Source organism: Anaeromicrobium sp., assembly GCF_025210435.1.
Taxonomy (GTDB): Bacteria; Bacillota; Clostridia; order Peptostreptococcales; family Thermotaleaceae; genus Anaeromicrobium.
Window position 1 is genome coordinate 37,133 of sequence record NZ_JAOART010000103.1, and the last position, 11,804, is coordinate 48,936.

The following is an 11,804-nucleotide window of genomic DNA, read 5'->3' on the forward strand; positions in this document are numbered from 1 at the left end:
GAGGAATATTCTATGGAGAAAAGAAATAGAATAAGAGAAATGATAATCTGGAGTATAGTTATAATAGGTATATTGTGGATGATGCCATTTATACTATTTGTTATTATGCCTAATGGTATTAGTGATAAGGTTCATATGGATACATCAACAGGAGAACAGTTTTACTTTGAAGGAAGCTGGGAGACAACATTTCCTAAGTTGTATAATTGTAGATATGCACTATATGAAATTAAGGATGGCAAAAAAATATTAATAAGAGAAGGACAAGATAACAGAAAATCAGAATTTTATTTTAAGAAGGATGAATTTGACTCTGATAAAGACTTATTTTCATTAAAGTATGATTACAAAGATAATACTTATATAGTACATAAAATAGAGGATTATATTCTACATAAAAAAATAGATGATGAAAAATATACCATGGTTGAGCTAAATAATGTTTTATCTAATTCTAGAGAATATGGTTTCTTATATGATTTTATTAAAGAAAATATAAAAAAGACAAATGATTATGACAAAAGAGGATTTGAATTTTTAATGAAAGTCTATAAAGAAAATCCTATATATATAAATAAATTTGGATATGAAGAGATTATTCATATTATAGAGAATAAGTATAGTGGCACAGAATACCTAAAAAACTATTTATATTATCACGGAAACTCAAACTATGAGATATGGTATGTAATAGATGTATATTTTATGTATTTAAAGGACAATGAAAAATATGGAATAGTATCTATTAAAAATGTAATGAATAATCCTGAAAAATATGTTTTTCTAAGTCCAATATATATAGACAAATTAAAAAGTTCAAATAATATATATGACATAAATAAAATCTCAGAATGTTTAATTGAAATGAAGTGTGAAAAAAGTTACGGAATAATTTTAGAAAAGTATGATTATTTAATAAATCATATGCTAAATAAAAAGTGTGATGATGCTGAAAAGCAGGATAGGGTGGAGCGTATAAAAAATAAAAAGCTAGAGTTGTTAAAACTGATGAAAGAATAAAAAGATAAAGGATTTAGAATTTCCAAATCCTTTATCTTTTTATTCTTTTGGCAATTATTGGATAGTATTCGCTTTGTAAAAGGGTCTTAAGTGGTATAATGAAAACAAATATAAAATTTTTAGTGGTGATAATATGAAGATTGGAAAATTTGCAGAGATAAATAATATTAGTAAAGACACAATAAGACATTATATGTATTTGGGCTTAATTGTGCCAGAAAAGTTAGGAGGGCAATATGATTTTGATGAAAGGTGTAAAAATAGTTTAAATAGAATTCTCAACCTAAAGAATATGGGATTTACCCTAAATGAGATTAAGATAATATTCACCTTTAGAGTATTAGGCAATCTTATTCCTTATGAGGAAGAAGAGTATTATAAGACTATTTTTATGAATAAATATGAGAATCTTATAAAGGATATTGAAAATCTAACTAATATAAAAAATAGATTAAAGAAAAAGATAGATGAAATATCAAAAGAAAAGAGTAAGAAGAAGTTCACATTGGGTATTCATATAAGTACATTGAATCTATTAAGATGCTTAAAATGTAATGGAGAATTAGGCATAGTAGATGGAACAATAAAGGATAACCAAATAATATATGGGAAGCTAAGATGCAATTGCAATGAAGAGTATATTATTGAAGATGGCATACTCAGAGTAGATGATTATTATAGAGAGTCAGAATTGAATTTATTTAGTGGGGATATTAGTGAGTACATAAATGTTACTGATTCAGATTACTTAGATAATGTATATAAGGGTATAAAATGGATAGATAAGAAAGTAGATTTTAATAATGTAAAGGATAAAGTCATTTTAGAATTAGGTTCGGGATTTGGATTTTATCTTAGGAATATATACAATAAGCTTTCAGATAACAGTGTTTATATAGCTGTAGATTATGACTTGGCTCGCCATAGGTTTCTTAAGGGTATCATTGAAAGAGCAGAGTGTAGGAAGAATATTATTTTTCTATGTACAGATTTTTTACAAATACCTATAAAAAGTAAATCTGTAGATATGGTAGTGGATTTTTCAGGAACTAGTAATTATAACTTTGAGAATGAGGAATTTTTACTAGAACAAATGGGCAAATATGTAAAGGATAGTGGGTATTTAATTGGAACGTACATTTTATTTAAGAACTTTAGCACGAATAGCCTTATAGAGGAGAAATATAGAAAGAACTTTGTAATGGAAAATGTGAAGACCAAAATATATAATTTAGGATATAAGTGTATAGATGATAAAGTATCTGATTATGTAGAAGAGGGTGGCAAGTACGAGGGGTTCTTTGTAAAAGGTGAAAAAGTATATAATTATATATTTTATGGAAAAAGGTAGGGTTAACCCTACCTTTTCCTTTGTGAAAAATGAAAAAAGTATGTATAAGCCTATTGCCATGGAGCTTAGGCAATGGTTTAGAATAGCTTTAGAGACAGGAGGGATCTTATGAAATCAAAGGAATATCTTAATTTTATACTTTTTCCATTGGGAAAATTCATATCAATATTTGGAACTTCCATATATACTTTTGCTATAGGTTTATATGTATTAAAACTAACAGGATCAGGGGTGAATTTTGCCAATACCTTGGTGTTAGGAATAATGCCTATAATTTTATTTAACCCTATTGGAGGGGTCATGGCAGATAGATTTAATAAGAAGAATTTAGTTATCTCTATGGATATATTAAATGGAATTTTGTTCTTATTACTATATTTTATCAGTAGAGTATATGGATTAAATATTATCATGATATATATAAGTACTTTTCTCAATAGAACATTTACGACTATCTTTGCAACGAGCTTGGAGGTGGCCATACCTAATATGGTATCAGATGATAAACTAGTTAATATAAACTCTACTAGTAAAATAATTGACTCATTATCATTAATTATTGGTCCTGTAATAGGAGGAATTGTATTCACTTTTATGGATATACACATGTTTATATTATTTAATGGAATTTCTTTTATTATCTCAGCCTTATGTGAAATGTTTATAGATTTTAGATATAACTATGTAGATCCGATTGAAGAAAAGAAAGGCGTTAACCTAAAAAAGGATATGAAAGAAGCTTTTATATACATTAAATCAGAAAAGAATATTATAAATATATTTAGATTATTGATAGTCATTAACTTTTTTATCAGTTTATCAATAACTGTACCATTGCCATTTATAGTGAATAATGTATTAAAATTACATTCTAAAAGTTTCGGAATTATTGAAGGTTCCTTTTCTCTAGGTATTATAATTGGAGCAATATTTGTTAACAATACAATAGAAAAAATAGAATATTGGAGACTTTTGAGGCTTATGAGTATTTTCATGTCTGTAAGTATGATTTTAGTTGGAATTCCAGTAATAAGGCAGATTCAATTAAGTGAAATTTTTTATTTAATATATTATATAGGTGTAATGATATCATTTGGAATTATTGTTTCATTTATTGATATACCTTTTATTTATATAATTCAAAAGGATATACCAAGTGAATTAAGAGGAAGGGTTCTTAGTATAGTTATAAGTGTAGGAAAGGCCATTGCTCCCATAGGGTTAATATTGTCTGGGGGATTATTAGATAAAATACCAGTATATATATTACCCATAGGAGGGGGCGTATTAATAATAATATTTAACTTAGTAGTCCTAAATAGTTTTGAGGGAAAATATGATAAAGAGTTAGATGGGCAGCACACTAAGTAAGTGGCTATTTTTTCTTATTGACAGAGTATATTTATGTTGATAAAATAATATCATAATACGATATCAAAATACGATATCGCATCATGATATACTTTGATGAAGGAGAATAAGTCTGAAACATAACCTGTAAGTTGGCTATAATACAGAAGGGCATGACAAACAAGCCATCGATTGATGACTTTTTGAAAAATATGGATCATTTAATTAGGCATTAGCTTTAACGAAGAAACCCTGCCTTCTGGCTATTAAAACTGCCTGTTCAATCGTGATCTCACGGTTTACTGGAAGAACATCAGTTTTTTTATATAACTCAGCATTGTAAGGTTCTTTTTTCTTGAGTATGTGATAAATAGCAGTTAAAAGCATTCTTGCGATGGCAATAATAGCTCGTTTGTGTCCACGTCGCTTTTTGAGGTTTAAGTAGCGGTTACGAATTTCAGGATGCTTAGCGCTTTTTATTACAGAGGTGGCACATTGTATTAAAAGAGGTTTTATGTAACAACCAGCTCTTGAAATTCTTACTGATTTTTTCTTTCCAGCACTCTCATTATTTTGTGGAGTTAGCCCTGCCCAAGAACACAAATGCTTAGCTGTCGGGAACACGTCCATATTAACACCTATTTCTGAAATAATAGCAATTGCAGAAAAGATGTTTTTAAAAGACGGAACAGTTAAGATAAGGTTAATTTCTTCGGTGTAGGGCTCGGAAAGAGAAAGAATCACGTCTTCAAGATTTGATTGACACAAATTTAGACCATCATAGTGTTGTTTGATAATTTTTAATTTTTCAGCTTGTTCAGGTGTGATAAAACCATCAATGGCAAGTTGTAAATCTTCAAGTTTTTTATACATAGAGCCATGTATAAGTGGTTTTATATCAAAGGTGGTATCAATAGGGTTTTCAAGGAGTTTATCAATAATATTCATAGAACTTTTTCCAAAAGTGTCTGAAACAACACTAGCAAGTTGAATATTTGAAACCGTAAGACAATTTTGAAATCTGTTTTTCTCACTCGACTTGAAATTTGTGAGTTTAAAGCGATAACGCATTAAGTCACGAAGCTGTCTAATTGTGAGAGGTGGCATAAAGCTTCCAGCAACAAGATCGTGTTTAAATAGATCGGCAATCCATTTAGCATCCTTTTTATCAGTCTTTTTACCACGGATTGCTTTCACATATTTAGGATGTGCCAGAGTAATGTTGCAGGATTCTTCTAGAACATTAAAAACAGGTATCCAGTATTTACCTGTAGATTCCATGCAAATATCTTTGCACGAATTATCCAAAAGCCATTGTAACAGCTCTCTTAAACCTTTGGTGAAGGTAGAAAAGTGATGGCGTTTGTAAGTAGTAATACCTTTATTATTGGTAGAAGCAATGCAGGCAACAACAAAGGTTTTGTGGACGTCAATGCCACAACAGATAGGGTAAACAATTTTCATCATAGAAATTTATCCTCTCTAAAAAGATTATAGGGATAAACAGCATTGACTGATTGTTCAGCAATAAACGAGTAACGTTTATACAAAGATAAGTCTACGTGCTCGAAGTCACACTTATTTGTGCTTGAAAGAACAATCTACACATATATTTATACGGTTACTCTAAAAAGAGTATCCCACTCACCTCCACGTGATTTGTAGTTAACTGTTATCCCTATAAAATAAGTATTTGCTCGAAGGCAATGGTTTCATACCGTTTTGTGCCTTGAGCAGAGCGAAAGGAATGATTATATTTATGAAAAATAAGATATTAAGAAAACTATTTTTAGGATTTATGCAAATACACATATTGCACCATGCTAAGAAAGAACCCATATATGGTACTTGGATGATGAAGGAGTTAAAAGAGCATGGATATAAAATCAGTCCTGGTACAATATATCCCATGTTAAACAGAATGGAAAAGGAAGATTTATTAACAAAGGAAGAAAAGAATATGGATGGTAGAATAGTAAAGTTTTATACAATTACAACTCTAGGAGAAGAGGTTTTAAAAGAGGCTAGGGAAAAGGCAATGGAACTGACCCATGAGGTGAAGGTGAAGGGTGATAATCTTGATTCAATTTAAAAATATACACTTAAGCTTTAATGGTAAAACCCTATTTAAGGATTTTAATATGAATATAAAAAAAGGAGAAAAAATACTATTAAATGCCCCATCTGGTAAAGGAAAATCCACCCTATTTAAATTACTATTAGGTTTTGTTAAGCCCCATAAGGGAGAAATAATATTAGATGGGAAAAATTTAGAAAAAAATAATATAACGTATTTTAGAAAAAATATAGCTTATGTAAGTCAAGATGTGGACTTAAGAAATGATAAAGTATGGGATTTAATCCTTGAAATATTTTCATATAAAAACAACAGACATATAGAGATTACTAAAGATAAGGTCTTAGATATTTTTAAATACTTTAATTTTTCAGAGGATATTATGGAAAAGAAAGTAAGTGAACTTTCAGGAGGCGAAAGACAAAGGTTAGGGTTAATTATATGTATATTAATGGATAGGCACGTATGGCTTTTAGATGAAGTAACTTCTGGATTAGATAAGGAAATGAAAGAAAAGGTAGTGGACTACGTACTAAAAAAGGATAAAACTGTTTTAATAATTTCCCATGATAAGATTTGGAGCAAAAGTGATTTAATTAGAACAAAGGAGTGGTAGTAGTATGGGCACAAATGAAATTTCCTATTTATCAATGTTAAGTCTAGTTTTATTAATGATTCCCGTTATTATGATAAACCGTAAATTAAATATATCAATAAATAAAAAGATATTTTATTCCATAGGACGAATGGTAATACAACTTAGTCTAGTAGGAATCTTTCTTCAATATATCTTTAATATTAATAATCCACTTATAAACTTTGCTTATTTAGCTTTTATGATAGGCGTGGCCAGTTTTGCAACAATTAAAAGTTGTGGATTTAAGGGCAAAAAATTTATCATTCCATTGTTTTTTGCATTTATAATTCCAAATGTAATTGTACTATTATTTTTTAATATTTTTGTTATAAGGTTAGATAATATATTCAACGCTCAATATATGATTACTATTGCAGGAATGCTATTAGGAAATAGCTTAAGTGGTAATATAATATGTATAAACAATTTTTATAAGGCCATAAAAGAAAATCAAAATGAATACTTTTATGCCTTAAGCCTTAGTGGTAGCAAGATAGAGGCTTTAACTCCTTATTTTAAAAATGCCGTGTCAGCTTCAGTAAATCCTACCATTGCATCAATAGAGACTATTGGACTTGTCTCTTTACCTGGAATGATGACAGGACAGATTTTAGGAGGGGCAATCCCACTAACTGCAATAAAATATCAGATAGCCATAATGGTAGCCATCTTAATAGGTAGATATTTTAGTGGAATTTTATCAATAATATTTATGTCATTTAAGGCTTTTGATGATTATGATATTTTACTATACTAGAAAGTAGGAAAAAATATGATTAAGAGAATTGGATATGCATGTATAAACACGAATTTAAAGCCTAGAACCTTTAAAGATTGTAGATTAAACTCTGTTTATAAGTATGGGATAGAATATTTAAGAGATAAAATTATAGATAATTTAATTCTAATAAAAGATATATTAAGGTGGAATATGGGAAATAACATATTTATGTATAGAGTAACTAGCAGGTTACTTCCACTAGTTACTCATCCAGACATGTTAAGAGATTTTAACTGGCGTTGGCAGAAGGATGAAGAAATATTAAGACATATGGAAGAGATAAAGATTATAGTAGGCAAATATAATATTAGGTTGTCAATGCATCCAGACCAATTTACTGTCATAAATAGTTTAAATGAAAATGTGGTTAGAAATAGTGTAATCAACCTACAATACCATTATGAAATATTAGAAAAGCTAGGTGGAAATGATATGATTATCCATACAGGGGGAGTTTATGGTAATAAGGAATGGGCCATAAAAAGATTTATTGAAAACTATAATAAATTAAGTGAAAAAATAAAAGGGCCTATTAGATTAGAAAACGATGACAAATCTTACAATATAGATGATGTAATCTATATAAGTAGTAAAACATCTATACCTATTGTACTTGATATACATCATCATAACTGCAATAATACTAGGGAATTAACTAAAGAAGATATTATAAGAATTAAACATACGTGGAAGAACACAGGCTTAAATCCTAAGATTCATATAAGTAGTGGGAAAAATGGAATAAAGGATAGAAAACATGATGATTATATAAAAAAAGAAGATTTGTTAAATTTATTAGAATTAATAGGAGAAGTTAACATTGATTTAATGGTAGAAGCTAAGAAAAAGGATGAAGCAGCTTTAAAAGTAATAGACTATATGAGTATTTAATCTTGTCTAGGAAATTGTAAATTATAAGGGGGATATGGGAGATGAGAGATTATGAAAAACCTACAATAATATTAAGCAAGTGCATAAATGAAGAGCCTTGTAGATATGACGGAACTAAAATAAGTAATTCATTTGTTAAAATATTAAGTTCTTACGTGAACTTTATAAAGGTATGTCCAGAGGTAGGCATAGGATTACCCATACCACGGGATACATTGAGACTAGTTTTAAAGGATGAAGTAGAAAGGCTAGTTTTCTCAAAGTCTGGAGAAGATATGACAGACGTGATGGAAGAGTTTACTAATTCGTTTATGGGAGAGCTGGGTACTAAAAAAATACATGGAGCAATTTTAAAGAGTCGTTCACCATCTTGTGGTATGAATGATGTGAAACTTTATAATGATTATGGGAAGGGTCGAACCATAGGGAATAAATCCAGTGGTCTTTTTGCTAAGGGGATATTTGGTAGTTTTCCATATATACCTATAGAAAATGAGGGAAGACTGACTAATTATAATATAAGGGAAGAATTTTTGACTAGGATATTTACTAAAGCATCCTTTGACAATATTAAGAACAAAAAAAGTATGAAAGAATTAGTAAGATTTCATAGTGAGAATAAATATTTATTAATGTGTCATAGTCAAAGGAACTTAAAGGAACTAGGACAAATTACGGCAAATCATGAAAAGTTACAAATAGATGAAGTGTTAGTCAAATATGAATATTCACTAGAAAAGGCCTTAAGTATTAGTTCTAAGCCTATGCGAAATGTGAATATGTTACTCCATTTATTTGGGTATTTTTCAAAATATATTACCAAGGATGAAAAGGTATTTTTCCTTGATACATTAGAAAGTTATAGTGACAAGAGAGTTCCATTTTCTGTTCCATTAGCCCTTATATATTCATGGGTTATGAGATTTGAAAATAAATATTTACTAAATCAAACTATATTTAATCCATATCCAAAGGAGTTAGTAGACCTTAGGGATTCGGGAAAAAGTACCTAGAAACTAGATATTATAGAAGCTACCTTTATTTTATAATTAAGAGGTGGCTTTAGTATTTTGGATAAACTAACATTAGCATTTATAAATAATTTCCATATAGACTTAAAATAAATAAGCTAATTTATTTTGTTTTATGATAATATAGAATTGTACGATTATTTAGTATGCCTTAGGAAAGGATGTAGTTATGGATAAAAAACGATTAGGAAATACTATGGCCATATGTTTAGTGACGGTTTTTATGGGACAAGGGTATATAAGTCCATTTTCCCAATGGTTTAGATTTTCCCTTGCCGTATTAGTTTTATCACTTTTATTAATATACTTTAAAGATTTATCTGTAATGACCGTATCTACTAGTATAGGTATATTAATGTTCATATTTAGAGCATCACTTAATTTTATTGCTTATCCTGAAACTACATTTCTCACAAATTTATTGAGCTACATACCTGTGGCAGTATTTTACATAATATTTGGTTTTCTTTTTAGTGCCCTTCACATAAGGGATAAATTAGATGATTCTCCTGCCTTTATAGTATCCTTATGGTTTTGTGATAGTTCTAGTAATATAGCAGAGGCCATATTGTCCTATTATTTTATTCATATTGATTTTGAAAAGGCTGTTATAGCCATTATATATGTGGGATTAATAAGATCATGGATGACATGGGTTATTTATAAGATCATATTGTATTCTAGGGATATATTTGAAATAGAACAAAAGGAAAAGAAGTTTAGGGAGTTATTACTATTTACGGCAAAACTCAATACGGAATTATTTTTCCTAAAAAAGTCCATGATAGATATTGAAGATATGATGGAACAAAGTTATGACTTATATGAAAGACTTGAAGAACCACAATTAAGGAATATGGCTTTAGATATTTCTAAAAACATACATGAAATAAAAAAGGACTATATTAGAGTAGTAGCAGGTATGGAAAATACATTACTTAGTGAGAAAACAAATCTACATATGTCTGTGGAAGATGTGTTTAAAATAATTAAGGATGCTACAAATAAGCTAATAGAGTTTAAGGAAGTAGATATTTCTGTGAAATTTCAAACTCAAAGTAATTTCCAAATGAATGACTATTATCCTTTAATTTCTGTTTTAAATAATCTCATAACCAACTCCATAGATGCCATAGAGTCAACAGGGGAAATAGTGGTTGAGGAGTATGAAAAGGATGGAAACCATATATTTAGAGTTATAGATGATGGACCTGGAATCGAAGAAGAGGATATGGAGTTAATATTTGAGCCTGGTTTTACTAATAAGTATGATAAAACAACGGGAAAAATGTCTACTGGAATAGGATTATCCCATGTTAAAAACATAGTGGAAAATCATTTTGGTGGTACAATAGAAATTAACAATAGGGAGAGTTCAAAAACAATATTTGAGATGAAAATTCCAGTTACAAATATTGAGGGGAGTGCATAATAAATTGAATACGAGTTTTTACATAGTTGAAGATGATAAAGTTGTGCAAAATATATTAAAGAGGATAATTGAAAAAAATCATTTGGGAGACATAATTGGCTATAGTAATGATGGGGGACAAGCCATAGAAGATATAAAAATACTTAAACCGGATATTGTTTTAGTTGACTTATTATTACCTACTGTAGATGGTATAAAGATAGTATCTAAGGTAAAGGGAACCCATGAGGACGTTACTTTTATCATGATATCCCAAGTAAGTTCTGAAGAGATGATATCTAAGGCATACAAAAATGGAATTGAATTTTTCATAAGTAAACCCATAAATGTCATAGAGGTTATAAGTGTAATAGAAAAGATAAAAGAAAAGGTTAATATGAGCAAGGTTATTCAATCCTTTGAAGATGCCCTAAAAGGAATAAGAGGAATAGACTATGTACCCGTAGAAAAAAAGAACAAGGAACATAGTGTTGAGGATAAAATAGAGAAAGTGTTAGCCCAATTAGGTATTTTAGGTGAAGCAGGAGTAAGGGATATTATTGAAATTATCCTATGGATAATGAACCATATTGAAGAGGGAAAAAACAATTTACCTAAATACAAATTATCTCAGATATATAAGTATTTATGTGATAAATATAGTGAAGAAGAGGGCATAGCTACAAATACTTCTGCCATAGAACAACGGGTTAGAAGAGCTTCCATAAAGGCCCTTAAAAACATAGCTAATATGGGTATTGAGAATGGAGAAAATGAAATCTTTGTTAAATACTCTAGTACTTTATTTAACTTTAAAGAAGTGAGAAATCAGATGAACTTTGGAAGGGGAGAATCAGGTCAAAGTGGAAAGGTTAACATTAAGAAGTTCATAGAAGGAATAATAATAGATATAAAGGATGAGTAAAAATAAATGTGAACCACTAAGGGATAAAAAAGCTTGGTGGTTTTTTGTTTATGCATATTTATCTAGAAAATCAATAGTTCAATTAAAAGGTAAAAATTGGTATAATCATAAGGGGATTTTCAATTTAAATGGGAGGTTAGCAACTGTTAAATAAAATCTATAAGAATCTATAAAAATGCATTGAATAATATCATGTTATTTGTTATCATTATATAGAGGTGATAATTAATGAAGTATTATTCAATAGGTCAGTTTGCTAAAGAAATAGGCAAAACTCCTCAAACATTAAGAGATTGGCATAAAAAAGGCTCATTCATTCCACAACATGTA

Annotated in this window: 13 protein-coding genes; 12 read left to right on the forward strand and 1 reads right to left on the reverse strand. The window is 29.2% G+C overall.

Annotation, left to right across the window (positions count from 1 at the left end):
* The first annotated feature begins 12 nt into the window (after positions 1 to 12).
* The 3 genes from N4A57_RS12725 to N4A57_RS12735 all read left to right on the forward strand — a co-directional run bounded on the left by N4A57_RS12725 (position 13) and on the right by N4A57_RS12735 (position 3,742).
* Positions 13 to 1,020, forward strand: a complete 1,008-nt coding sequence (locus N4A57_RS12725) for a hypothetical protein (protein WP_293658372.1) — start codon at positions 13 to 15, stop codon at positions 1,018 to 1,020.
* A gap of 133 nt (positions 1,021 to 1,153) precedes the next feature.
* Positions 1,154 to 2,371 carry a MerR family transcriptional regulator gene (locus N4A57_RS12730; protein WP_293658373.1) on the forward strand — a complete coding sequence of 406 codons (1,218 nt, stop codon included), beginning with the start codon at positions 1,154 to 1,156 and terminating at the stop codon, positions 2,369 to 2,371.
* A 108-nt stretch (positions 2,372 to 2,479) separates the two neighbouring features.
* Entirely contained in the window at positions 2,480 to 3,742 is a 1,263-nt protein-coding gene (locus N4A57_RS12735; protein ID WP_293658374.1) for an MFS transporter, read from the forward strand.
* A gap of 204 nt (positions 3,743 to 3,946) precedes the next feature.
* Here N4A57_RS12735 and N4A57_RS12740 read toward each other — a convergent pair whose 3' ends face one another.
* Positions 3,947 to 5,188: an IS110 family transposase gene (locus tag N4A57_RS12740; RefSeq protein ID WP_293658375.1), complete on the reverse strand. Its 1,242-nt coding sequence runs from the start codon at positions 5,186 to 5,188 to the stop codon at positions 3,947 to 3,949.
* Positions 5,189 to 5,480: 292 nt separating this feature from the next.
* Here N4A57_RS12740 and N4A57_RS12745 point away from each other — a divergent pair, with 292 nt between their 5' ends.
* The 9 genes from N4A57_RS12745 to N4A57_RS12785 all read left to right on the forward strand — a co-directional run.
* Complete coding sequence (locus N4A57_RS12745) at positions 5,481 to 5,813, forward strand: PadR family transcriptional regulator (RefSeq protein ID WP_293658376.1); 333 nt, start codon at positions 5,481 to 5,483, stop codon at positions 5,811 to 5,813.
* The gene (locus tag N4A57_RS12750; RefSeq protein WP_293658377.1) at positions 5,791 to 6,414 is read left to right on the forward strand and encodes an ABC transporter ATP-binding protein; all 624 of its coding nucleotides are present in this window, start codon (positions 5,791 to 5,793) and stop codon (positions 6,412 to 6,414) included. Before N4A57_RS12745 ends, N4A57_RS12750 begins: the two co-directional genes overlap by 23 nt.
* 4 nt (positions 6,415 to 6,418) lie before the next feature.
* Positions 6,419 to 7,192 carry an ABC transporter permease gene (locus N4A57_RS12755; RefSeq protein WP_293658378.1) on the forward strand — a complete coding sequence of 258 codons (774 nt, stop codon included), beginning with the start codon at positions 6,419 to 6,421 and terminating at the stop codon, positions 7,190 to 7,192.
* A gap of 15 nt (positions 7,193 to 7,207) precedes the next feature.
* Positions 7,208 to 8,107, forward strand: coding sequence for a UV DNA damage repair endonuclease UvsE (uvsE, locus tag N4A57_RS12760; RefSeq protein ID WP_293658379.1), 900 nt, complete (start codon positions 7,208 to 7,210; stop codon positions 8,105 to 8,107).
* Positions 8,108 to 8,148: 41 nt separating this feature from the next.
* On the forward strand, positions 8,149 to 9,120 hold the full coding sequence (locus tag N4A57_RS12765) for a YbgA family protein (RefSeq protein ID WP_293658380.1): 972 nt from the start codon (positions 8,149 to 8,151) through the stop codon (positions 9,118 to 9,120).
* Between the two features lie 187 nt (positions 9,121 to 9,307).
* Positions 9,308 to 10,570, forward strand: coding sequence for an ATP-binding protein (locus N4A57_RS12770; protein ID WP_293658381.1), 1,263 nt, complete (start codon positions 9,308 to 9,310; stop codon positions 10,568 to 10,570).
* Positions 10,571 to 10,574: 4 nt separating this feature from the next.
* Positions 10,575 to 11,474, forward strand: a complete 900-nt coding sequence (locus tag N4A57_RS12775; RefSeq protein ID WP_293658382.1) for a response regulator — start codon at positions 10,575 to 10,577, stop codon at positions 11,472 to 11,474.
* Positions 11,467 to 11,628 carry a hypothetical protein gene (locus N4A57_RS12780; RefSeq protein WP_293658383.1) on the forward strand — a complete coding sequence of 54 codons (162 nt, stop codon included), beginning with the start codon at positions 11,467 to 11,469 and terminating at the stop codon, positions 11,626 to 11,628. Before N4A57_RS12775 ends, N4A57_RS12780 begins: the two co-directional genes overlap by 8 nt.
* Positions 11,629 to 11,702: 74 nt before the next feature.
* Positions 11,703 to 11,804: MerR family transcriptional regulator (locus N4A57_RS12785; RefSeq protein WP_293658384.1), on the forward strand; the 102-nt coding region annotated here is incomplete at its 3' end.

Bases quoted from the DNA above. Each gene is read 5' to 3' on its own strand.
- N4A57_RS12765 (WP_293658380.1), top strand. From the start codon at position 8,149: ATGAGAGATTATGAAAAACCTACAATAATATTAAGCAAGTGCATAAAT.
- N4A57_RS12755 (WP_293658378.1), top strand. From the start codon at position 6,419: ATGGGCACAAATGAAATTTCCTATTTATCAATGTTAAGTCTAGTTTTA.
- N4A57_RS12730 (WP_293658373.1), top strand. From the start codon at position 1,154: ATGAAGATTGGAAAATTTGCAGAGATAAATAATATTAGTAAAGACACA.
- N4A57_RS12725 (WP_293658372.1), top strand. From the start codon at position 13: ATGGAGAAAAGAAATAGAATAAGAGAAATGATAATCTGGAGTATAGTT.
- N4A57_RS12780 (WP_293658383.1), top strand. From the start codon at position 11,467: ATGAGTAAAAATAAATGTGAACCACTAAGGGATAAAAAAGCTTGGTGG.
- N4A57_RS12770 (WP_293658381.1), top strand. From the start codon at position 9,308: ATGGATAAAAAACGATTAGGAAATACTATGGCCATATGTTTAGTGACG.
- uvsE (WP_293658379.1), top strand. From the start codon at position 7,208: ATGATTAAGAGAATTGGATATGCATGTATAAACACGAATTTAAAGCCT.
- N4A57_RS12745 (WP_293658376.1), top strand. From the start codon at position 5,481: ATGAAAAATAAGATATTAAGAAAACTATTTTTAGGATTTATGCAAATA.
- N4A57_RS12740 (WP_293658375.1), bottom strand. From the start codon at position 5,188: ATGATGAAAATTGTTTACCCTATCTGTTGTGGCATTGACGTCCACAAA.
- N4A57_RS12735 (WP_293658374.1), top strand. From the start codon at position 2,480: ATGAAATCAAAGGAATATCTTAATTTTATACTTTTTCCATTGGGAAAA.